Source organism: Rathayibacter sp. AY1F9 (assembly GCF_002932155.1).
In the GTDB taxonomy this organism is placed as follows: domain Bacteria; phylum Actinomycetota; class Actinomycetes; order Actinomycetales; family Microbacteriaceae; genus Rathayibacter.
The window spans coordinates 32,938-54,955 of record NZ_PSVA01000020.1 but is presented as its reverse complement, the minus strand read 5'-3'; the positions used below and the strand labels follow the sequence as shown (position 1 = coordinate 54,955).

The following is a 22,018-nucleotide window of genomic DNA, read 5'->3' as shown; positions in this document are numbered from 1 at the left end:
GGTCGGGGCGCGGGCGCTACCGCGCTCGGCGAGGCCGCCTCCGGGGCGACGCGCCCGGGCTGCACGGACATGAGCGCGTTCATAGGGTTCGGAGAGCGCTCTATCACAGACGGAATGTCTCAACCGCCGCCGTCAGATGTCGCGTAATCCCGCGGATCCCAGCCCTGACGCGGTAGCAGGAAGCCCTCAGGGCGACTGGGCGATCACTCGAACCGCCTTCGAATCGGTTCAGAACTTTTGCTTGACCCGCGACGTAAGTGGAAGTAGCTTCATCCGCATGGTCACCGCAGACCCCCGCAGCACTGCTGCACAGCCTCTTCCCCGCATCTCCGACGAGTCTCAGCAGCTGCTTCTGCAGATGCGCGGCATCGTGAAGGTCTTCCCCGGCGCCCGTGCTCTCGACGGCGTCGACCTCGATGTCCGACCCGGTGAGGTGCACTGCCTCCTCGGCCAGAACGGCGCCGGCAAGTCCACCCTCATCAAGACCCTCGCCGGGGCCCACCAGCCCACCGAGGGCGAGATCCTCGTCGACGGGAACGTCGTCACGATCCCGTCCCCGACGGCGGCCCTCGCCCTGGGCATCGCGACGATGTACCAGGAGCTCGACGTCGTCGACGGCCTCTCCGTCGCCGAGAACATCTTCCTCGGCCACGAGCTCTCCCGCGGCGGCTTCACCGCCCGGGCGAAGGCCACGAGGATCACCCGCGAGCTGATGGAGCGCCTCGGCCACTCCGAGATCTCGCCGAACCGCGAGGTCGGCACGCTCTCCGCCGCCGGCAAGCAGATCGTGCAGATGGCCCGCGCCCTCTCGCACGACGCGCGGGTCATCATCATGGACGAGCCCTCCGCGGTGCTCGACTCCGAGGAGGTGGAGAACCTCTTCCACGTGGTGCGCCAGCTCACCGCCTCCGGCGTCGCCATCGTCTACATCTCGCACCGCCTCGACGAGATCCGCGCCATCGGCGACCGGATCACCGTGATCAAGGACGGCGCGACCGTCGCGCAGAACCTCGCGGTCGCCGACACCCCCACCTCGCAGCTCATCACCCTGATGACCGGCCGCGCCGTCGAGTACGTCTTCCCGGACCGCCAGGAGCTCGACGTCGAGGCCGAGACGCTGCTGAAGGTCGAGAAGCTGGGCCTGCAGGGCTCCTTCTCGGACGTCTCCCTCGAGATCCGCGCCGGCGAGGTCGTCGGCCTCGCGGGGCTGGTCGGCTCCGGCCGCTCCGAGATCCTCGAGACCATCTACGGGGCGCGCCGCGCCAGCACCGGGACGGTCAGCGTGGCGGGCAAGCGCCTGCGCGCCGGATCCGTCACCTCGGCGGTCGACGCCGGCATCGGCCTCTGCCCGGAGGAGCGCAAGAGCCAGGGCCTGCTCCTGGACGAGCCGGTCTACCGCAACATCACCCTCTCGACCTTCGACCGCTTCGCCAAGCGGGGCTTCCTCGACGAGCGCTCCGAGCGCGCGGCGGCGGCCGAGCAGGCGGTCTCCCTCGACCTGCGGCCCTCCGGGGTCGACCGCGACGCCCGCACCCTCTCCGGAGGCAACCAGCAGAAGGCGCTCCTCGCCCGCTGGCTCGTGCGCGGCTGCCGCGTCCTGCTGCTCGACGAGCCGACCCGCGGGGTCGACGTCGGCGCACGGGCCGAGATCTACACCCTGATCAGGGACCTCGCGACCAACGGCGCCGCCGTGCTCGTGGTCTCCAGCGAGATCGGCGAGGTCCTCGGACTCTCCGACCGAGTGCTCGTGATCTCCGACGGCGCCGTGGTCCACGAGGGCCCGGCCGATTCGATCGACGAGCACCGCGTGCTCGATCTCGTCATGGAAGGAAGTGCAGCGTGAGCGGACAGCTCGACACCGCGTCGCCGTCGATCGGCGGTCCGCAGGAGGACGCCGCCCGTCACGCGTCGGCCGCGACGGGAGGCTCCTCCGGGGGCGTGCCCTCGAAGGACTCCCGCTCCGGGATGGCCCGCCTCCTGCAGGGCTCCCTCGGCCGCAACGTCGGGCTGCTGCTCGCGCTGGTGATCCTCTGCATCGTCGGATTCGCGACCGCGGGGGAGCGCTTCGCCAGCGTCGACAACGTGCTCACGATCCTCCGCCTCGCCGCCGTCATCGGCGTGCTGAGCATCGGCATGACGTTCGTCATCACCTCCGGCGGCATCGACCTCTCGGTCGGCTCCGTGATGGGGCTCGCGACGGTCTGGGCGAGCACGGTCTCGACCCAGTACTACGCGGCGAACACCTCCTGGCTGGTGATCGTGCTCACCGCGGTCGTCGTCGGCCTCGTCTGCGGCCTCATCAACGGCGCGCTGATCGCCTACGGCCGGGTCGTCGCCTTCATGGCGACCCTGGCGATGCTCGTCGCCGCCCGCGGCTTCGCCGAGCTGATCTCGAACCGCCAGACGCAGGTCGTCACGGTCACGCCGTTCCTCGACTTATTCCGCGCCGACGTGCTCGGCATCCCGGTGCTCGTGCTGATCTTCGTGGTCGTCGCCGTCGCCGGCTGGATCCTGCTCAACCGCACCACCTTCGGCCGCCGCACCATCGCGGTCGGCGGCAACCCCGAGGCCGCCCGCCTCGCCGGCATCAAGGTCCGCCGCCACACCATGTACGTCTACGGCCTCGCCGGGCTCACCGCCGGCATCGCCGCCGTCATGATGCTCGCCCGCACCACCGCCGGCAGCTCGACCAACGGCCTCCTCTACGAGCTCGACGCCATCGCGGCGGTCGTCGTCGGAGGCACGCTGCTGGCCGGCGGCCGCGGCACCATCGTCGGCACCGTGTTCGGCGTCCTCATCTTCACGACCCTGACCAACGTGTTCACGCAGAACAACATGTCGACCTCGACTCAGGCCGTCGCGAAGGGCGCGATCATCGTCGCCGCCGTCCTGCTGCAGCAGCGGTTCGCCGCCCGCGGCAGGAAGTCCTGACCCCGGGGCTCCGGCCCCGCTCCTCCACACACAGCAACCCACCCGACCACTCAGGTCACCTCTCCGCAGGACACGTGTGCCCTCGGACCCCTCGGATCGATCGAAGGAGATCACTTCCATGCCCGCACGCCCCTTCACCCGCAGCCGCCTCTCCCGCACCGCCCGACTCGGCTCGGCCGGCGTCGCCTTCGGCGCGGTCGCGCTGATGCTCACCGGCTGCATCTCGAACGCCCCGGTCGAGACCGGCAACGCCGCCTCCGGCGGGACCGCCGCCGCCGTGGCCGCCTCGGACAACGACGCCTCCGGCGACAACGTCGTCATCGGCTTCACCGCTCCCGCCGCCGACCACGGCTGGATGGGCGCGGTCAGCCGCGCCGCCATCGCCGAGGCCGAGAAGTACGACGACGTGGAGCTCCGCACCGCGGAGGGCACCAACGACGTCAACCTCCAGATCAGCCAGGTCGAGACCTTCATCAACGACGGAGTCGACGCGATCGTGCTCCTGCCGATCGACGGAGCGGCGCTCACGCAGGTCGCCACCCAGGCGATGGAGGCGGGCATCACCGTCATCAACGTGGACCGCGAGTTCTCCAGCCCCTTCGCCGCCCGGTCGACCATCCTCGGCGACAACTACGGTATGGGCGTCAGCGCCGGCACCTACATCTGCGAGGAGCTCGGCGACAACCCCGACGCCGTCGTCGCCGAGATCGCCGGCATCGACTCCCTCCCGCTGACCCAGGAGCGCAGCCAGGGCTTCTCGGACGCGCTCGAGGGCTGCGGACTCGACGTGGACAATCGCGTCGCCGCCGACTTCACCGTCCAGGGCGGAGAGCAGGCCGCGGCCAACCTCCTCCAGGCCGCGCCGAAGATCGACGCCATCTGGAACCACGACGACGACCAGGGCGTCGGCGTCCTCGCGGCGATCGACACCGCCGGACGCGACGAGTTCCTCTTCGTCGGCGGCGCCGGATCGGCCAACGTGATGCGCGCGATCGAGGCCGACGACTCCGTCGTCAAGGCCACGGTCGTCTACCCCTCGACCCAGGCCGCGGACGGCATCAAGCTCGCCCGCCTCGTCGAGCAGAACAAGTCGATGGCCGACACCAGCTCGCTCGGCGTCCCGCGCCAGATCCAGCTCTTCGCGCCGGTCGTCACCAAGGACAACGTCTCCGAGTACCTGCCCTCGGCCTTCGAGTCCTGATCGGCCCCACCAGCCCGGGTCGGCGCGGGAACCATCCCGCGCCGGCCCCCACCTCGGCGCCGCCCCGGGATCACTGACGACCCGCAGCGCAGCGCCACCGGCATCCGCGAGAGGAGGAGGAGTGCAAGACACCGGCCCCAGGGCCGGACAGGAGGAGACCGGATCCGCTCAGTCGTGCGGACAGCGACGGACCCGGCCTCTGCGATGAACACCTCATTGAAGGAATCACATCACGCATGAATGGTAAGCGATCCTCGAGAAGAAGCATCAGGCGTCTTCTCGCACTCGGCATCGCCGGGATGGTGACGGTCTCCGGACTCACCGCCCTCGGCCTGCCCGCCTCGGCCCACGACGGAGTGGACCACGGTTCCGAGGGCGGAGCATCCGCTCTCGACTGGAGCAACTACGAGAAGGTCCTGCTGACGAAGAACGTCGGCGAGCCCCTCGACCTGGCCGTCCTCCCGGACAAGTCGGTCCTCCACACCGCTCGGAACGGCGAGATCCGCCACACCGACCCCAAGACCGGCACCACCCGTGTCGTCAACACGATCCCCGTGTACCAGAACTCGGAGGACGGGCTGCAGTCCGTCGGCATCGACCCCGACTTCGCCGAGAACAAGTGGGTCTACCTCGTCTACGCGCCCCCCGGGAACACCCCGACCGGCGCGGCTCCGAACATGCTGCCCGAGGGCGCGACCGACAGCTACTGGGACCAGTGGAAGGGCATCAACCGCCTCTCCCGGTTCAAGTGGACCGGCTCGGGCCTCGACCTCGCGAGCGAGCAGAAGATCATCGACATCGAGACCCAGCGCGGGCAGTGCTGCCACGTGGGTGCCGACTTCGACTGGGACGCCGACGGCAACCTGTACCTCTCCACCGGCGACAACACGCCGGCGAGCGCTCCGGGTGCCGCGGGCTTCGCGCCGAACAACGACGCGCCCCGCATGAACCCGGGCTTCGACTCGCGTCGCGGCGCCGGCAACACGAACGACCTCCGCGGCAAGATCCTCCGGATCACCGTGCAGGAGGACGGCTCGTACACGATCCCCGACGGCAACCTCTTCCCGGTGGGAACCGAGAAGACCCGCCCCGAGATCTTCGTGATGGGCGTCCGCAACCCGTTCAAGATCGACGTCGACGCCGAGACGAACACCCTCTCCTGGGGCGACTACGGCCCCGACGCCACGAAGGCCGCTGCGGCCGACGGCGTCCGCGGCCCGATGGGCCTCGTCGAGTGGAACGCGACCGGACTGGACGAGCCGCACAACTCCGGCTGGCCCTACGTCCACGGACCGAACGCGCCGTACAACGAGTGGAACTTCGAGACGTCGACGCCCCGCGGCTTCTTCGACCCGGAGAACCTGAAGAACAACTCGCGCTGGAACACCGGCCTCGTCGACATCCCGGACGCCAAGGCGGCGACCGTCTACTACGGCGACAACCCCGGCGACCAGCCGTTCGACGAGCTCGTCAACTTCGGGACCAGCACCGGCCAGGGCCCCATGGGCGGACCGGTGTACCACTTCGACGCGGAGAACACCTCGACGTCGAAGTTCCCGGAGTACTGGGACAAGAAGACCTTCTTCGGCGAGTTCTCGCAGGACTACATCGCGGCGTTCACGCTCGATGAGGACCGCGCGGTCACGCACATCGAGGACTTCCTCCCCAACGCGGCGCTCAGCCAGGCCGCGCAGCCGATCCACGACAACCCGATGGACATGGAGTTCGGCCCCGACGGGTCGATGTACGTGATCGAGTACGGCGACGGATTCTTCCGCGCCAACCCCGACGCGGGCCTGTACCGGATCGACTACGCCGAGGGCAACAAGGCGCCGCAGGCCCGCTTCACCGCGACCCCCCTGTCCGCCTCGCAGACCCCGCTCGAGGTCACGTTCGACGCCAAGGGATCGACCGACCCCGAGGGCGACGCGCTCACCTACGACTGGGACTTCGACGGCGACGGCACCTTCGACGCCACCGGAGTGACCGTCAAGAAGACCTACACCGAGCTCGGACAGTTCACGGCCCGTCTGCGCGTCACCGACGCCAAGGGCAAGTTCAGCCTGACCTCGCGGGTCATCTCGGTCGGCAACCAGGCGCCGCAGATCCAGATCCAGACGCCCGGCAACGGCTCGTTCTTCAGCTGGGGCGACGCGATCCCCTACCAGGTGACCGGCAAGGACGCTGAGGACGGCGACCAGATCGTCAGCAGCCGCGTGGGCTGGACCTACGGCCTCGGCCACGACGAGCACGCCCACCCCGAGGTCACCGGCACCGGTGCCAAGGGAGCGTTCCCGACGTCCAAGGACTCGCCCGAGCACGGCCCCGGCGCGCTGCTGTACGGCACCGTCGTCGTGACCTACACGGACGGCGGCTTCAACGGCCTGCCCCCGGCTGCGGCCGAGGCGACGCTGCGGCTGAACCCGAAGACGCAGGAGGCGGAGCACGCCGCCCGTGAGGGCGTCCTGCCCTACGCGGACACCACCGCCAGCGGCGGCAACGCCGTCAGCGGACTCGGTGCGGGATCCTTCCTGCGCTGGGACCCGGTGAACTTCGCCAACCTGACCGGCGTCGTGGTCCGCGCCACCGGTGAGGGCACCGTCGACCTCCGCTGGAACGCTGCCGACGCAGCGCCCTTCGGAACGGCGACCATCCCCGCGGGAGCCGGCTGGAAGGACGTCCTCGTCCCCTTCGGCACCAACGTCCCCCGCGGCACCGGCTCGCTCTACGTGACCTCGCCCAGCGGCCTGTCGCTCGACTCCCTCACCTTCCAGGGTGTCGGCGCCGGTGACAAGACGGCTCCGACCGTCGCGGCGACCCTCGACCCGGCAGCGCCTGCGGGCGTCGGCGGCGTCTACAACAAGCCCGTGACCCTCGGCCTCACCGCCACGGACAACGGAGCGCTCTCCACCGTCCAGTACTCGGCCGACAACGGCACGACGTGGACCACGGTCCGCGCCGTCAACGGCGCGTACACGGTCCCGTTCACCACGAACGGCGCCCGGACGATCCAGTACCGCGCCACCGACACCGGCGGCAACGTCTCGGCGGTCGGCACGGTGAAGTTCACGATCGACCTGGCCGCGGCGAACGCCCCGACCGCCGCGTCGACCACCACCGTGGCGCTCTCGGCTCCCCGCGTGACCTTCGGGGCACCGGGCGAGGCGACCGTCACGGTCACCGGTCAGGATGGGAACCCCGGCGGAGAGGTCGTCCTCTACGAGGGCGCCACCGAGCTGGGCCGCGCGACGCTGAAGGACGGCAAGGCGACCTTCGCCCTGCCGAAGACCCTCGGCGCCGGCACCCACACCCTCCGTGCGGCGTACGGCTCGGACGCCACCTTCAAGGCCTCGGAGGGCACCGCCCGCCTGATCGTCTCGAAGGCCGCCTCGGAGCTCACCGCGACCGTCTCGCCCAACCCGGTCAAGCCGGGCGCCAGCGCGCAGGTCACGGTCGACGCGAAGTCCTCGACGGGTGTCGCCGGCACCGGTCAGGTGAGCGTGATGGTGAAGAGGAACCTCTCCACCGTCGCGATGCTCACCGGGACCCTCGACGAGAACGGGCACGTCGTGGTGACGCTCCCGAAGCTCGCGGCGGGCAGCTACAAGCTGACCGTCACCCACACCGCCACGGCGGACACCAACGCCGCGTCGGCGCTGCTGAACCTCACGGTCCAGCAGTAGCCACCGCGCAGGGGCCGGCCGGCTCGACCGGGCCGGCCGGCCCCCCACCCCCTGCACCATCTGCCATTTCGAAGGAGAAATGATGCACCACCACCACGCATCCATCACGGCCAAGCCGATGAGCCGGCGCTCGCTGATGACGGCCCTGGCCGCATCGACCGTCGCGGTCGGCGTCGGAGCGGGAGCCCTCGCGGCGCCCGCCACGGCCGCCCCCGCGCCCTCGTCCGGATCCACGCGCCTGGTCCCGATCAACCGCATCGGCATCCAGCTCTTCAGCGTCCGCGACAAGGTCTCGTCGCTCGGCTTCCGGGCCGTCTTCGAGGAGCTCGGCCGCATCGGCTACAGCGAGATCGAGTTCGCCGGGTACACCCAGGGCAACGTCGGGGCGATCACCCCGCAGCAGATCCGCCAGCTGCTCGACGACAACGGCCTCCGCGCCGTCGGCTCGCACGTCGGCACCAACCTCCTCCGCTCGGAGCTGGGCAAGCAGATCGAGATCGCGCAGATCCTCGGCACGCCGCACCTCGGCACCGGCAACGCGCCCACCAACGTCAACACCAAGGCGGGCTACCTCGCCGCGGCGGAGGAGTGGAACAAGTGGGGCCAGCAGGTCTCGGCCGCGGGCATGAAGCTCTACCAGCACAACCACGCCGGTGAGTTCGGGTTCGCCACGGACGACCCCAAGACCCGCCTGTACGACCTCTTCTACGACAACACCGACCCGCGTCACGTGTACCTCGAGATGGACGTCTACTGGGCGTACGTCGGCAAGAAGCTCTACCCGGGCTTCGAGCCGCTCGACTACATCAAGCGCAACCCGCGCCGCTACCCGATCCTGCACCTCAAGGACGGCAAGACGAACAACGCCAACACCAACGGCTACGACATCGTCGAGTTCGGCGCGGGCAACCTGCCCTACCAGGCGTTCCTCTCGGAGCTGCGCGACCGCGGCCAGCGCTTCGGCGTCTGGGAGCAGGACACCGCTCCCACGCTGGCGACGCCGCCGAGCACGGGGAACTCCCTCGAGGCCGCTTCCCGCAGCTACTCCGCGATCGCTGCGCTCCGTGGCTGAGCGCACCCCGCGCCGCGCGCGCCGCACCGACAGCACCACCACCAGCACGACGCGCACGAGCGCACCGAGGAGAACCCCCATGAAGTGGAAGACGCCCACGGCGGTCCTCGCGGCCGCCTCCCTCGCGATGGTCGCCGCACCGTCCGCCTTCGCGGCGACGACGGACTGCACCACCGAGCTCGGGAACCAGACGATCACCGGAGACCTCAACGTCGGCGCGGGCCAGACCTGCGTGCTCGGCAACGTGACCGTCACCGGCAACGTCATCGTCGGCGACGACGCCTGGCTGGACGCCACCTCGGCGACCATCGGCGGCGACGTCATCGGCACCGACGCGTACGGCATCTCGATCGACGGCACCAGCGTCGGCGGAGACGTCGTGTCGTTCTCGGACGGCAGCCGCAACGGCTTCCTCTACCTGCGCGACCTCACGGTCGGCGGCATGGTCGAGGCCGGCGGGATCGACGTCGAGTTCAGCGACCTCTCGGTCGACGGCTCGGTCAGCACCGACGCGGCGAACTACGTCGACGTCGACCGCACCAGCGTCGGCGGCGACGCCACCTTCGCCGGCAGCGACTTCGGCGTGAACGTGCAGGGCGCCATCGTCGGCGGCTCGCTCGCCGTCACCGGCTCCTCGCGCGGCGTCCTCCTGGGCGCGAACGAGGACGGCTCGGCCTCGGCCCTCGGCAACACGGTGGGCGGGAACCTCACGCTCTCGGGCAACTCCGGCAACGTCCAGCTCGCGGGCTCGACGGTCAGCGGGCGCATCGCGCTCACCGACAACGCGCCGGCGGTCAACTTCGGCGCGGGCAACACCGCCGCCGGAGTCGACGGCACCTTCACGGGAACGGCGGCGGGCGCTGCGGCGGCCGGCGACCAGGCCGTGGCCGTCATCGTCCCCGAGGCCAACAAGGGCGAGCTGACCTGGACGCTCGAGGGCACCAGCAACCTGGTGAACCTCGGCGTCGCCGAGGAGCAGGGCGACCACTTCGCCGCCTCCGGTGAGCTCGTGCCGGTCCGCGTGACCGACACCCGCCTCAACGGCCCGGCCTGGTCGGTCACCGGCCAGCTGAGCGACTTCCGCTCCGGCGAGAAGACGTTCTCGGGCAAGCACCTCGGCTGGACCCCCGAGGTCCTGGAGAACACCGGCGGTGCCGTCGCGGGCGCAGCCGTCCCCTCCGGGTTCGACTCGGGCAACGGCCTCGCCACGCCCCGCGTCCTCGGCTCCGCCGCGGCGCAGCACCCGACCGGATCCTCGGTCCTGGGCGCCGACCTCGACCTGAAGCTCCCGCTCTCGGTCGGAACCGGCACCTACACCGCGACGCTGACGCTCACCGCGCTCGGCTAGCACCGGTGGGGCGGCCTCCGGGCCGCCCCACCCTCCCCCCGTCTCCCCGCGAGACGCCACTCCGGTCCGCCCCGCTCGGCGTGCCGCGCACCGGAGCGGCGTCCCGCGGGGAGGCATCCCCCCTTGCAACGGAAGCCTGATCGATGTCGCTCATGCCACGCACCTCCCGCACCACCGCCGCCCTGCTGCTGATGACGCTCCTCGCAGCCGGCGGCCTCTCGGCTCAGGCGGGTGCCCAGGAGGCGGACCCCGCCTCCACGCCGGTCACCTGGGGGGTGCGCCCCGCCGACACCGAGCAGGGCAGCGAGCGGCCGAACTACGCGTACGCCCTCGATCCCGGCGGACGCCTCAGCGACGCCCTGATCGTCTCCAACTACGACGACGAGGAGCAGACGTTCCGCGTCTACGGCTCCGACGGCTTCATCACCGAGGCCGGCCAGCTCGACCTGCTCCCCGCCGCGGAGCCCTCGACGCAGCTCGGCAGCTGGATCGCGTTCCCCGAGCCCGAGGTCACCGTGCCCGCCGGCGAGAGCGTGCAGGTCCCGTTCGAGGTCGTCGTCCCCGACGACGTGACCCCGGGCGACTACGCCGCGGGCGTCGTCTCCTCGATCCTGGTGCAGGGCGAGACCGGAGTCTCGGTCGACCGGCGCCTGGGCTCGCGCATGTACCTCCGCGTCGGCGGCGAGCTCGCCCCGCGCCTGTCGATCGACGGCCTCGCCGTCTCGTACGAGGGCGGCTGGAACCCCTTCGCCCCCGGCTCCGCGACCGTCGACTACACCGTGACCAACGCGGGCAACACCCGTATCGCGCCGGGCGCCGAGATCAGCGTCGCCGGCCTCTTCGGCCTCGCGCCGGTGTCCATGACCGACCCGGAGCCGCTGCCCGAGCTCCTCCCCGGAACCTCCGTCTCGCGCACCGTGACCGTCGCCGGAGTCTGGCCGCTCTTCGTCGCGACCGCCCGCGCCGCGCTCTCGGGCACCGTCGTCACCGCCGACCAGGCCGCGCAGGCCGACTCCGCCGTCGTCGTCCCCGACGTGCCGGTCGCCACCGCCGAGACCTCGGCCGCGGCCGTGCCGTGGAGCGCCGTGCTCCTCCTCGCCCTGCTCATCGGGCTCATCGTGCTGACCGTCGTCCGCCGCCGCCGCCGGGCCGCGGGGGAGCAGGCGCGCATCGACGCCGCCGTCGCCGCCGCTCTCGGCGCCCAGCCGGAGGACGCCGACCGCGCGGAGGTCCGCTCCTGACCGGGTGCGGCCGGCGCGGTCCGCGGGGGATCGCGCCGGCGCGGCCCGCCGCCTCCGGGTGCGCGGCCGCCGCTCTAGCGGACCGCCCGCCCCTCGGCGCGCAGCTGCTCGAGGAAGCCGTCCACCACGGCGGGGCTGAGCAGGTGCCCGCGCAGCATCAGCGCGGCACCGCGCACGCCCCCGCTGCCGCCCAGCTCGGCGGTCACGACGTCGAGCCGCTGCGTCGCGAGGGGGAGGGAGCGCTCGTCGATCACCGAGCGCACGGCCGTCAGGATCTCCGGGCTGGCGAGGGCGACCGCGCCGCCCAGCACGATGACGGAGGGGTTCAGCAGGCTCACGCAGGTGGCCAGCACCTCGCCGAGCTGCAGTCCCGCGATCCGCGCCGCCTCGACGGCCTCGGGATCGCGCACCTTCAGCAGGTCGATCAGCTCGCGCACCGACTGCACGTCGCGGCCCGCCCGGGCGAGCCCGGCGGCCAGAGCGGAGCCGCCCGCGACCGCCTCGAGGTCCCCCTCCTGACCGCCCGCCGCGGCCGGGGCCGTGCGCGGCACCTGGACGTGGCCGAGATCACCCGCGGAGCCGAGGGCTCCGCGCTGGAGCAGCCCGGACGAGACGATGCCCGCGCCGATGCCGGTGCCGACCTTCACGAACATCAGGTCGAGGGCGTGCGGGAAGCGCGAGGCCCGCTCACCGAGCGCCAGCAGGTTCACGTCGTTGTCGACGAGCACCGTGGTGTCGTAGCGCCGGCGCACGAAGGCGGGGATGTCGAAGCCGTCCCAGCCGGGCATGATCGGCGGGCGCACCGGGCGGCCGCTCGCGTGCTCCACCGGGCCGGGCACGCCGACCCCGATGCCCGCGAGGGCGGTGCGGTCGACCCCGGCCGCGGCGAGGATCCCGTCGCAGACGTCGAGCGCGTGCCCGAGCACCGCCACGGGGCCCTGCGCGATGTCGAGCTCCTCGCGGCGCTCGGCGATGATGCGGCCGTCGAAGTCGGTCAGCGCGATGGTCGAGTGCGCCGCGCCCAGGTCGATGGCCAGGAGCGAGCGGACGGCCGGGTCGAAGACGAGGCGCGCGGACGGACGGCCGCCGGTCGACGGAGCGCGGTCGAGGTGCGCGATCAGTCCGAGCTCGAAGAACTGCTCCAGGCGCGTCATCACCGCGGTCCGCGCGAGGCCCGTCTCCTCGACCAGCTCGGCGCGGGTGCGCGGCCGACCGTCGGCGAACAGCCTCAGCATGTCGCCGGTCGCGGTACCCGCGCGCTCGGCCACGCTCAGCTCCTTCTCTCGGCCCGGAGGACGGGTTCGGGGGACAGCACACCTGAGGAAACCAGTCGACGCACGGTCGCGCAATCTCGGCGGGCCCTGCGTGCGGTTCCTGCGCAACACGGCCGGCCGGAGGCGCGACGCGCGCCCGGCCGAGGCCCCTCCCCACTCCGATCGCCCGGGTGCGCCCCGACGATCGCCGCTCAGCCAGCCCTTCCAGACAGGAGAGAACGATGACCTCGTCCGACACCACCACCACAGGCGCCCCCCGATCGAGCGGGCGCATCGGCCTCTGGCTGATCGGGGCCCGGGGCAGCGTCGCCACCACGGCCGCCGTGGGCCTGCACGCCATCGCCGCCGGAGCCGCGCCCAGCTCGGGCTGCGCCACCGCGACCCCCGCCTTCGAGGACGTCCCGCTCGCCGGGTTCGCCGACATCGTCATCGGCGGCCACGACGTCTCGCCGACCCCGCTGCTCGAGAAGGCCACGGGCCTCGCGGCCGGCGGCATGTTCCCGACCTCGGTCGTCGCCGAGGTGGCCGACCGGATCGACGCGACCGACGCCGAGATCCGCCTCGCCCCCGCCGACGCCGCGTCGCAGCAGGAGGAGATCGACCGCCGGGCCGCCGACATCGTCGCCTTCCGCGAGCGCCACGGCCTCGCCCGGGTCGTCGTGATCGACGTCGCCTCGACCGAGGTGCTGCCGGCCGACCGTCCCGAGTTCCACGACCTCGCCGCTCTGCGCGCCGCCCTGGCGCGTCCGGGCGAGCGCCTCCTGCCGCCGAGCTCGATCGCCGCCCTCTCGGCCGTCGTCGCGGGCGCGGCCTACGCCTGCTTCACTCCCTCGACCGCGCTGGCTCTGCCGGCCCTGGAGGAGTGGGCCGCCGAGGCCGGGATCCCGATCGCCGGCCAGGACGGCAAGACGGGGGAGACCCTGCTCCGCAGCGTGCTCGCGCCGATGTTCACGGCGCGCGGGATGCGCGTGCTCTCGTGGGCGGGCGCGAACCTCCTCGGCGGCGGCGACGGGCAGACCCTCGCCGACCCGGAGGCGGTGCGCTCGAAGCTCGTCTCGAAGAACCGCGGACTCCGCAGCCTCCTCGGCGACGACGTCGTCACTCCGCTCCACATCGACAACGTCCCGGACCTCGGCGACGTCAAGACCGCCTGGGACCACGTGCACGCGGAGGGCTTCCTCGGCTCGCGGATCACGGTGCAGACGATCTGGTCGGCGTACGACTCGGCCCTCGCGGCGCCGCTGATCCTCGACCTCGCCCGCCTGCTGGCGCTCGCGGACGAGGCCGGCGTCTCGGGCCCGGTCGGCGAGCTCGGCTTCTTCTTCAAGGACCCGTGGGGCAGCGACGTGCACGGCTTCGCCGAGCAGACCGCGGAGCTGGTGGCCTGGTCCGCCCGCACCGGCGCGCTCGTCGCCGAGCGCCGCACCCCGGTGACGAGCGGGACGCGGAGCGATGGCTGAGCTGCGCGACTACCTCGAGCTCGTCCGCGCGAAGGCCGCGCTCACCGTGATCGGCGACACCGTCGCGGGCGGAGCGTGGGCGGGCCGCGGAGTGGGAGCGCGCACGGTCGCGCTCCCGCTGTCCTCGGCGCTGCTCTACTCGGCGGGCATGGCGCTCAACGACTACGCGGACGCCGAGCTCGACGCCCGGGAGCGGCCCGAGCGGCCGATCCCCTCGGGGCGCATCCGGCGCTCGGCGGCGCTGGGCACGGCGGCCGCGCTGACCGCGGCGGGGATCGTCGTGGCGGCCGTCGTGGACGGGCGGCGCTCGCTCGCGCTCTCGCTGCCGCTCGCGGCCGGGATCTGGTCGTACGACCTGCTCGCGAAGCCGACTCCGCTGGGCCCGGTCGTGATGGCGGCCTGCCGCGGTCTCGACGTGCTGCTCGGCGCGGGCGTCGACGGCGTGCGCGCGGCGGCCCCCGCCTCCGCCGCCGTGGCCGCGCACACGCTCGGCGTCACCGTGCTCTCGCGCGGCGAGGTGCACGGCACCACCCCGGTCGCGGCGGGAGCGGTCTCGGCCGGCACCGCGGCGATCGCGCTGTCCACCGCGGCCGGCGCTCTGGCCGAGCGCCGGGCCGCCCCCGCCGCGGTCGTCGCCGCGGGCCTCGGGCGCTGGCTCCTGCTCGTGCTCACCGCGCAGCTGCAGGCCGTGCGGACGCCGACGGCCGCGGCCGCGCGGACGGCCACCCGCGCGGGCATCACCGGGATGATCCCGCTGCAGGCCGCGCTCGCCGGTCTGAAGCGTCCCGAGCTGGGGGCGGCGCTGCTCGCGCTCGACGCGCTCGGCTCCCTCCTGCTCCGCCGCCCGCGGACGGCGGACATCACATGAGCGCCACCGGACCCGTCCTCGGCTACGGCACCAACGGCTTCGCCGACCACACCCTCGACGACGCGCTCACGGTGATCCACGCCGCGGGGTACCGCGCCGTCGCGCTCACCCTCGGGCACCCGCACCTCGATCCCTTCGCAGCCGACTGGCGCGAGCGGACGCTGGCGCTCCGGTCGCGGCTCGACGAGCTGGGCCTGCGCGTGGTCGTCGAGACGGGCGCGCGGTACCTGCTCGACCCGTTCGCGAAGCACCGCCCCACGCTGGTCGACGAGGAGGCCGGCCCCCGGGTCCGCTTCCTCGAGCGCGCGATCGAGATCGCCGCGCTGCTGGGCGCCGACGCCGTCTCCCTCTGGTCGGGGGTCGTGCCGGCGGGCGCGGATGCGGCCGCGGCCTGGCGGCTGCTCGTCGAGCGGATGCGCGGCGTCGTCGCGACGGCCGAGCGCCACGGCGTGCGGCTGGCCGTCGAGCCCGAGCCGGGGATGCTGGTGGAGACGGTGGCCGACGCGCTGCTGCTGCGCCGCGAGCTCGGTGACCCGGAGTCGGTCGGGCTGACGGTCGACCTCGGCCACTGCGTCGTGGTGGAGCCGGACGGCGTGGTCGGAGCCCTCCGCAGCGCCGGGGACCTGCTGCTGAACGTGCAGGTCGACGACATGCTCCCGGAGCGGCACGAGCACCTCGAGCTCGGCACCGGATCGCTCGACCTCGCGGCCGCCTTCGCGACCCTCGCCGAGATCGGCTACCGCGGGATCGCCGCCGTCGAGCTGCCCCGGCACTCGCACGACGCGCCCCGCCTGGCTGTGGCGAGCCTCGCGGCGATGGAGGAGGCGCTCGGCGGCGCCTCGTCGCACGCCGGGCACCCGTGGACCGCGGCCGCCCGTTCCGCCGTCCTCGAGCGCCCGTCGCGGATCGAGCGCTTCTTCCCCGCCGCGGGCCGCGAGGCCGGACGCGAGCCGCTCCGGCCCGCCGAGGACCCGCACGGCCTCGTCCACGGCACGCACGACGACGCGGCCCGCGCCGCCCTGGTGCAGGCCGCGGCGCAGGCGCTCGGCGACGACGACCTGGCCGCTCTCCTCCTCCGCCTCTACCGCGGCGGGGACGGCGCCGAGCGCCGCGGAGTGCTGGCCGGGCTGAACGCCCTCGGCGACCCGGGACCGGCGACGACCCTCGCCGGCCTCGAGCTGACCGCCGACGCCCTGCGCGCCAACGACACCCGGCTCGTCGCCGCGGCGATGGGCTCCTTCGCCCGCCGCCACCTCGACCCGCACGCCTGGCGGCACGGGGTGCTCAAGCTCGTCTTCCTCGGCGTCCCGCTCGCGGCGGTCGCCGGGCTGGAGGAGCGCAGCGACGCCGAGCTGCGCGCGATGGCCGGCCGCTTCGCCGACGAGCGCCGCGCGGCCGGGCGCCCGCTCCCGGACGATCTGGCGGTGCTCCTGCCGAGCTGACCGCCCCCGAACGCCGCCCCGACCGCGGGGCACCACCACCGATGAGAAAGGCGCGACGATGCGCATCTTCGACCCGCACATCCACATGACCTCCCGCACCACCGACGACTACCAGGCGATGTTCGACGCCGGCGTCCGCGCGGTCGTCGAACCCTCCTTCTGGCTCGGACAGCCGCGCACGAACGTCGGCTCGTTCACGGACTACTTCGACGCCCTGATCGGCTGGGAGCGCTTCCGCGCCGCGCAGTTCGGCATCCGCCACCACTGCACCATCGGGCTCAACCCGAAGGAGGCGAACGACCCGCGCTGCCGGGCGGTCCTGCCCGAGCTCGACCGCTACCTCGCCAAGGACGGCGTCGTCGCGGTCGGCGAGACCGGCTACGACTCGCTCACCCCCGAGGAGGACCAGGTCTTCCGCCAGCAGCTCGAGCTCGCCGGCGAGCACGGCCTCCCCGCGATGGTGCACACGCCGCACCGCGACAAGGAGTCGGGCACCCGCCGCACACTCGAGGTCGTCGCCGACTCGGGTCTCGAGCCCGGGCGGGTCCTCGTCGACCACCTCAACGAGGTCACCGTCGACGCGGTCCGCGACTCCGGCTGCTGGATGGGCTTCTCCATCTACCCCGACACGAAGATGGACGAGACCCGCCTGGTGACGCTGGTCGAGCGGATCGGGCTGGACCGCGTGCTGGTCAACTCCGCCGCCGACTGGGGCCGCTCCGACCCGCTCACGACCGCGAAGACCGGCCGCCTCCTCCTCGTCGCCGGCTTCAGCGCGGGCGACGTGGACCGGCTGCTCTGGCAGAACCCGGTCGAGTTCTACGGGCAGAGCGGACGCCTGGACCTCTCGCCCGTCGCGGGCTTCGACGTGCAGGAGTCGGCCGGCCGCACCTTCGAGGGCAACTCCGTGCTCCGGGGCGCGCCGCGCGTGGCGGAGGTCGTGTGATGCACCTCTCCTACTGCACCAACGTCCATCCCGCCGAGGACCTGGCCGGAGTCGTCCGCCAGCTCGACGTCTACGCCGGACCCGCGCGCGTGGCCGCCGGGCTCGCCCTGGTCGGAGTCGGCCTGTGGATCCCGCGCGACCTCGCGGCCCGCCTGGTCGCCAGCGCCGAGGACCGCGCCGTCCTCCGCGCGGCCCTGCAGCGCAACGGCCTGGAGGTGCGCACGCTCAACGCGTTCCCGTACGCCGCGTTCCACGCCGAGGTCGTGAAGCTCGACGTCTACCGCCCCGACTGGACCACGCCGGAGCGCCTGCAGTACACGATCGACTGCGCGCGGATCCTGGCCGACCTGCTGCCCGCCGGCGCCGACGGCAGCATCTCGACGCTGCCGCTGGGCTGGCGCGAGGGCTGGGGACGGGAGCAGGACGAGGCCGCCTGCCGGAACCTCGCCCGGCTCGTCGAGGAGCTGCGCGACCTTCGCCGCTCCACGGGCCACGCGATCCGCCTGGCGATCGAGCCCGAGCCCGGCTGCATCCTCGACACCGTGGACGACGTCGTCGACTGGCTGCACCCGCGGATCGGAGTGGTCGACCCGGCGTACGTGGGCTTGTGCCTCGACACCTGCCACCTCGCCGTCTCCTTCGCCGACCCGGTCTCGGCCGTCCGCCGCATCCGCGACGCGGGTCTGCGCGTGGTCAAGGTGCAGGCCTCGGCCGCGCTCCACCTGGAGGACCCCTCGGGCCGCGCCGCGCTCACGCCGTTCGTCGAGAAGCGCTACCTGCACCAGACCCGCGAGAACGGGATCGACGGGGTGCTCCGCGTCGACGACCTGCCCGAGGCGCTGGACACGCTCCCCGGCACCGGCCCGTGGCGCGTGCACTTCCACGTGCCGCTGCACCACCGGCCGGAGGCGCCGCTCTCGGCCACCACTGCCGTCCTGGCGGAGGCGGTCTCGGCGGTCGACGCCGCCTGGCCGTACGACGAGATCCACCTCGACGTCGAGACCTACACCTGGTCGGTGCTCGCCGACGCCCCGAGCGACCTCTCGACGGGCATCGGCGCCGAGCTCGCCTGGGCGGCCGCGCACCTGCTCACGCCCGCCTCCCGAGAGGCGCTGCTGGCGCCCCTCCTCCCGCAGGCGGCGGCGCTGTGAGGCCCGTGCTGCTGCTCGACGTGGTCGGGCTGACCTCGACGGCGCTCGCCGACATGCCCCGCCTCTCTCGGCTGGCCCGCGCGGGCGGGCGCCTGCCGCTGGACACGGTCCTGCCCGCGGTCACCTGCAGCGTGCAGTCGACCATGCTCACCGGCTCGATGCCCGCGCAGCACGGGATCGTCGGCAACGGCTGGTACTTCCGCGACCTCGGCGAGGTGCACCTGTGGCGCCAGCACAACCGCCTGGTCACGGGAGAGAAGGTCTGGGAGACCGCGCGCCGGCTGAGCGGGGAGCCGTACCGCGCGGCCAACATCGGCTGGTGGTACGCGATGGGGGCGACGACCGACGTCACCGTCACTCCGCGCCCGATCTACCACGCCGACGGCCGCAAGTCGCCGGACGCGTACGTGCGCCCGCCGGCGCTGCACGACGAGCTGGTCTCGCGCTTCGGCGCCTTCCCGCTGTTCCAGTACTGGGGGCCGACCGCGTCGCTCCGCTCGACCCAGTGGATGGTCGACGCGACCCGGCATGTGCTGGCGGGCGACGGCTCCGGCCCGCCCGAGCTGACCACGGCGTACCTGCCGCACCTCGACTACGACCTCCAGCGCTTCGGACCGGACTCGCCCGAGGCGCGCCGGGCCGCGTCGGAGCTCGACGTGGTGCTCGCTCCGCTGCTCGACGACGCGGAGGCGCTGGGCGCGTCGGTGATCGTGGTCGCCGAGTACGGGATCGCCGACGCCGACACTCCGGTCGACGTGAACCGGGCGCTCCGCCGCGAGGGCCTGCTCGAGGTCTACGTGCAGGACGGCCGCGAGCAGCTGGACCCGTGGACGTCGCGCGCGTTCGCCGTCGCCGACCACCAGGTCGCGCACGTCTACGTGCAGGACGCGGCGGACCTGCCGCGGGTGCGCTCGATCCTCGAGGGGCTCGACGGCGTCGACGAGGTGCTCGACCGGGAGGCGCAGGCCCGCTACGGCCTCGACCACGAGCGCTCGGGCGAGTTCGTCGTGGTCGCCCGGCCGGGGGCGTGGTTCACCTACTACTACTGGCTCGACGACGACCGCGCGCCCGACTTCGCCCGCGGCGTCGACATCCACCGCAAGCCCGGCTACGACCCGGCCGAGCTCTTCTTCGATCCGGCCGACCCGCTGGTGAAGGCGAAGGCGGCGGGCAACCTGGCCAAGAAGGCACTGGGGCTGCGCTACGCGATGAACCTGGTGCCCCTGGACGCGTCGCTCGTGCGCGGCACGCACGGGAGGCTGCCGTCCTCGTCGTCGGACACTCCGCTCGTGCTGGCCTCGGACGCGGACCTGCTGCCGGCCGGAGCCGCGTCGCTCCCGGCCACCGCGGTGCGCGACCTGGTGCTCGCGGCGCACGGCCCGGCCCTCGCGAAGGAGGCGTCGGCGCTCGCGCGCTGAGGGAGGGGACGCCCGGCGGCCTGCGCCCGGGTACGGGCCGTCGGGCGTCGGGGGCTCAGCCGAGGTCGCTGCGGCCCGACGCGAGCTCAGGCGAGCTCGCCGCGGGCCGCAGCGGGCTTCGTCCGGGCCGCCGGGGGCTCAGCGCGGCACGAGCCCGGTGAGCCGCGCCGTCAGCCGCTCGACGGGGCCGGCACCGAGGAACCGCCACCACAGCACGGCGGCCGTGCACAAACCGAGCACGAGGGCGAGAGCGGCGAGCGGAGTGTCGGCGGAGTAGCCGAGGCCCGCCCGCGCGAGCGCTGCGACGAGAGCCACCTGCAGCACGTAGACCGAGAGCGCGAGCGTGCCGATCGCCCGGAGCGGCACCAGCAGCCGCTGGACAGCGGGGGAGCGCGACGTGGTCGACAGCACCACCGCGACGTAGGCCAGGAGCACGAGCCCGAGGTCGTGCAGGGTGTCCGGGAGGCTGCCGGAGGGCGACTCCACGCCGAGCAGGAGCGCGACCAGCGGCCGCACCGGGTACGCGACGACCGCGACCGCCGCGAGCACCGGCAGCAGCCGGTCGCGCTGCGCGCCGTGCCGCAGCAGCAGGGCTCCGAGGAGGAAGAAGGGGAGCAGGTTGGTCGCGCGGTAGCTCGGCCCGGTGAAGAGCCAGAGGGCGAGCGGAGAGCCGGATGCGGCGGCGGCGACCGCGGCGTTCACGGGCCCGGCGGCGAGCGCGAGCACAGCGGCCAGCGCGGCGATCGTCCGGGAGCGGACGAGCAGCAGCGGCGTGCCGAGCACGAGCACGACGCCGAGGTACTGCAGCACGATCGCGATCCAGCTGCCCCAGGTCTCGAGCCAGACGCCGAGCGCCACGAGCACCGCGCCGCGGATCGCGTTCCGCAGCAGCACCCGCCCGGGCGAGGCACCGGGCCGCGCGAGCACCAGGGCCGCCGACATCCCCATCACCAGCGCGAACAGCGGCGACGCGAGATCGTTGACGTTCCACGCCAGGAACCCGACCACTCCCGTGCGCGCGCTCGGCACGAGCGGCATCGCGTGCGCGACGAGCATGGCAGCCACCGCCACTCCGCGCAGCACGTCGGGGGCGACCAGTCGGTCGTGCCGGAGTCGCGGAGCCGTCGCAGTCATCCCGCGAGAGTAGGCGCGCCCCCGCCGCCGCGCCCCGCGCGAGCGCACCTCGCGCCACCGGCCGCCCGCCGGGCCGTCCGCCGGGCCGTCGGCCGGGGCGCCACCCGCTCCGCCGACGTGCGCTGCTGTCCGCTCCCCTCCGTCGGCCGGGGCCTCCGGCCGCCCGCTCCCAGCCGTCGCTGACCGGCCGCGGCGCCGCCCGCCCCGCCCGCGTGCGCTGCTGTCCGCTCCGCTCCGTCGGTCCGGGCCTCCGGCGGCCCGCTCCCACCCGTCGCTGACCGGCCGCGGCGCCGCCCGCTCCGCCGACGGGCGCTGCTGTCCGCTCCGCTCCGTCGGCCCGGCCTCCGGCCGCCCGCTCCGATCCGTCGCTGACGGCCCGTTCCGTCCTCCCGCACGGGCCGTTCGTGACGGATCGACGCCCGGCGCCCTCCGGCAGGCCCGCGCTCGCTCCGCATGCGGCGCCCAGTCGCGCCCGGCCCGCTCCGATCCGTCGCGGACGGCCCGTCCTGCGCTCCTCCGCAGGCCGTGAGCGACGGATCAGCGCCCGCCCGCGCCGCCGCCTCGCGCGGATCCCCGCCGCGATGCCCCGTCCGTGCCCTCGGCCTGCTCCGATGCGGCACGAACGGCTCCTTCCGTCCTCCCGAAGCGACCGTTCGCGACCCCTCGGCGCCCGTTCGTCCGTACGCGCGCCCGCGCCGCCGCCTCGCGCTCGGCGCCGCCGCGACGTCCCGGCCTGCTCCGATGCGTCGCGAACGGCTCCTTCCGTCCTCCCGAAGCGACCGTCCGTGACCCCTCGGCGCCCGTTCGTCCGTACGCGCGCCCGCGCCGCCGCCTCGCGCTCGGCGCCGC

At 73.5% G+C, this 22,018-nt stretch carries 15 protein-coding genes; 13 read left to right on the top strand and 2 right to left on the bottom strand.

The window, feature by feature from the left end:
- The first annotated feature begins 358 nt into the window (after positions 1 to 358).
- The 7 genes from C5C37_RS12780 (at position 359) to C5C37_RS12750 (ending at position 11,476) form a co-directional block, all read left to right on the top strand.
- On the top strand, positions 359 to 1,843 hold the full coding sequence (locus C5C37_RS12780; RefSeq protein WP_219812904.1) for a sugar ABC transporter ATP-binding protein: 1,485 nt from the start codon (positions 359 to 361) through the stop codon (positions 1,841 to 1,843).
- 122 nt (positions 1,844 to 1,965) lie between these two features.
- The gene (locus tag C5C37_RS12775; protein WP_104339034.1) at positions 1,966 to 2,931 is read left to right on the top strand and encodes an ABC transporter permease; all 966 of its coding nucleotides are present in this window, start codon (positions 1,966 to 1,968) and stop codon (positions 2,929 to 2,931) included.
- A gap of 118 nt (positions 2,932 to 3,049) precedes the next feature.
- Positions 3,050 to 4,132, top strand: a complete 1,083-nt coding sequence (locus tag C5C37_RS12770; protein WP_104222461.1) for a substrate-binding domain-containing protein — start codon at positions 3,050 to 3,052, stop codon at positions 4,130 to 4,132.
- A gap of 236 nt (positions 4,133 to 4,368) precedes the next feature.
- Entirely contained in the window at positions 4,369 to 7,815 is a 3,447-nt protein-coding gene (locus tag C5C37_RS12765) for a PQQ-dependent sugar dehydrogenase (RefSeq protein WP_146085232.1), read from the top strand.
- 82 nt (positions 7,816 to 7,897) lie between these two features.
- Positions 7,898 to 8,887, top strand: coding sequence for a sugar phosphate isomerase/epimerase (locus tag C5C37_RS12760; RefSeq protein WP_219813837.1), 990 nt, complete (start codon positions 7,898 to 7,900; stop codon positions 8,885 to 8,887).
- Positions 8,888 to 8,966: 79 nt separating this feature from the next.
- Positions 8,967 to 10,235: a hypothetical protein gene (locus C5C37_RS12755; RefSeq protein WP_104339025.1), complete on the top strand. Its 1,269-nt coding sequence runs from the start codon at positions 8,967 to 8,969 to the stop codon at positions 10,233 to 10,235.
- A gap of 152 nt (positions 10,236 to 10,387) precedes the next feature.
- Positions 10,388 to 11,476 carry a hypothetical protein gene (locus tag C5C37_RS12750; RefSeq protein WP_146085231.1) on the top strand — a complete coding sequence of 363 codons (1,089 nt, stop codon included), beginning with the start codon at positions 10,388 to 10,390 and terminating at the stop codon, positions 11,474 to 11,476.
- A 74-nt stretch (positions 11,477 to 11,550) separates the two neighbouring features.
- Here the strand turns inward: C5C37_RS12750 and C5C37_RS12745 are convergent, their stop codons facing one another.
- A complete protein-coding gene (locus C5C37_RS12745; RefSeq protein ID WP_258067006.1) occupies positions 11,551 to 12,744 on the bottom strand; it encodes an ROK family protein in 1,194 nt (397 codons plus the stop codon).
- Between the two features lie 227 nt (positions 12,745 to 12,971).
- Here C5C37_RS12745 and C5C37_RS12740 point away from each other — a divergent pair, with 227 nt between their 5' ends.
- Genes C5C37_RS12740 through C5C37_RS12715 form a run of 6 tightly spaced genes read left to right on the top strand, consistent with a single transcriptional unit; the run spans position 12,972 to position 20,035 of the window.
- Positions 12,972 to 14,210, top strand: coding sequence for an inositol-3-phosphate synthase (locus tag C5C37_RS12740; RefSeq protein WP_104222464.1), 1,239 nt, complete (start codon positions 12,972 to 12,974; stop codon positions 14,208 to 14,210).
- On the top strand, positions 14,203 to 15,078 hold the full coding sequence (locus C5C37_RS12735; RefSeq protein WP_219812291.1) for an SCO3242 family prenyltransferase: 876 nt from the start codon (positions 14,203 to 14,205) through the stop codon (positions 15,076 to 15,078). Before C5C37_RS12740 ends, C5C37_RS12735 begins: the two co-directional genes overlap by 8 nt.
- Positions 15,075 to 16,520: an EboA domain-containing protein gene (locus tag C5C37_RS17935; RefSeq protein ID WP_104339023.1), complete on the top strand. Its 1,446-nt coding sequence runs from the start codon at positions 15,075 to 15,077 to the stop codon at positions 16,518 to 16,520. The genes C5C37_RS12735 and C5C37_RS17935 overlap by 4 nt, the downstream gene beginning before the upstream one ends.
- A gap of 58 nt (positions 16,521 to 16,578) precedes the next feature.
- Complete coding sequence (locus tag C5C37_RS12725) at positions 16,579 to 17,466, top strand: TatD family hydrolase (RefSeq protein ID WP_104222466.1); 888 nt, start codon at positions 16,579 to 16,581, stop codon at positions 17,464 to 17,466.
- On the top strand, positions 17,466 to 18,617 hold the full coding sequence (gene eboE / locus C5C37_RS12720; RefSeq protein ID WP_104260679.1) for a metabolite traffic protein EboE: 1,152 nt from the start codon (positions 17,466 to 17,468) through the stop codon (positions 18,615 to 18,617). Before C5C37_RS12725 ends, eboE begins: the two co-directional genes overlap by 1 nt.
- Positions 18,614 to 20,035 (top strand): alkaline phosphatase family protein, encoded by a 1,422-nt coding sequence (locus C5C37_RS12715; protein WP_104260663.1) that lies wholly within the window; start codon positions 18,614 to 18,616, stop codon positions 20,033 to 20,035. The genes eboE and C5C37_RS12715 overlap by 4 nt, the downstream gene beginning before the upstream one ends.
- Positions 20,036 to 20,173: 138 nt before the next feature.
- Here C5C37_RS12715 and C5C37_RS12710 read toward each other — a convergent pair whose 3' ends face one another.
- Positions 20,174 to 21,169, bottom strand: a complete 996-nt coding sequence (locus C5C37_RS12710) for a DUF418 domain-containing protein (RefSeq protein ID WP_104339022.1) — start codon at positions 21,167 to 21,169, stop codon at positions 20,174 to 20,176.
- Positions 21,170 to 22,018 lie beyond the last annotated feature (849 nt).

What these genes read in the sequence shown, in the direction of transcription:
- C5C37_RS12780 (WP_219812904.1), top strand. Translation starts at nt 359, where the DNA reads ATGCGCGGCATCGTGAAGGTCTTCCCCGGCGCCCGTGCTCTCGACGGC.
- C5C37_RS12775 (WP_104339034.1), top strand. Translation starts at nt 1,966, where the DNA reads ATGGCCCGCCTCCTGCAGGGCTCCCTCGGCCGCAACGTCGGGCTGCTG.
- C5C37_RS12770 (WP_104222461.1), top strand. Translation starts at nt 3,050, where the DNA reads ATGCCCGCACGCCCCTTCACCCGCAGCCGCCTCTCCCGCACCGCCCGA.
- C5C37_RS12765 (WP_146085232.1), top strand. Translation starts at nt 4,369, where the DNA reads ATGAATGGTAAGCGATCCTCGAGAAGAAGCATCAGGCGTCTTCTCGCA.
- C5C37_RS12760 (WP_219813837.1), top strand. Translation starts at nt 7,898, where the DNA reads ATGCACCACCACCACGCATCCATCACGGCCAAGCCGATGAGCCGGCGC.
- C5C37_RS12755 (WP_104339025.1), top strand. Translation starts at nt 8,967, where the DNA reads ATGAAGTGGAAGACGCCCACGGCGGTCCTCGCGGCCGCCTCCCTCGCG.
- C5C37_RS12750 (WP_146085231.1), top strand. Translation starts at nt 10,388, where the DNA reads ATGCCACGCACCTCCCGCACCACCGCCGCCCTGCTGCTGATGACGCTC.
- C5C37_RS12740 (WP_104222464.1), top strand. Translation starts at nt 12,972, where the DNA reads ATGACCTCGTCCGACACCACCACCACAGGCGCCCCCCGATCGAGCGGG.
- C5C37_RS12735 (WP_219812291.1), top strand. Translation starts at nt 14,203, where the DNA reads ATGGCTGAGCTGCGCGACTACCTCGAGCTCGTCCGCGCGAAGGCCGCG.
- C5C37_RS17935 (WP_104339023.1), top strand. Translation starts at nt 15,075, where the DNA reads ATGAGCGCCACCGGACCCGTCCTCGGCTACGGCACCAACGGCTTCGCC.
- C5C37_RS12725 (WP_104222466.1), top strand. Translation starts at nt 16,579, where the DNA reads ATGCGCATCTTCGACCCGCACATCCACATGACCTCCCGCACCACCGAC.
- eboE (WP_104260679.1), top strand. Translation starts at nt 17,466, where the DNA reads ATGCACCTCTCCTACTGCACCAACGTCCATCCCGCCGAGGACCTGGCC.
- C5C37_RS12710 (WP_104339022.1), bottom strand. Translation starts at nt 21,169, where the DNA reads ATGACTGCGACGGCTCCGCGACTCCGGCACGACCGACTGGTCGCCCCC.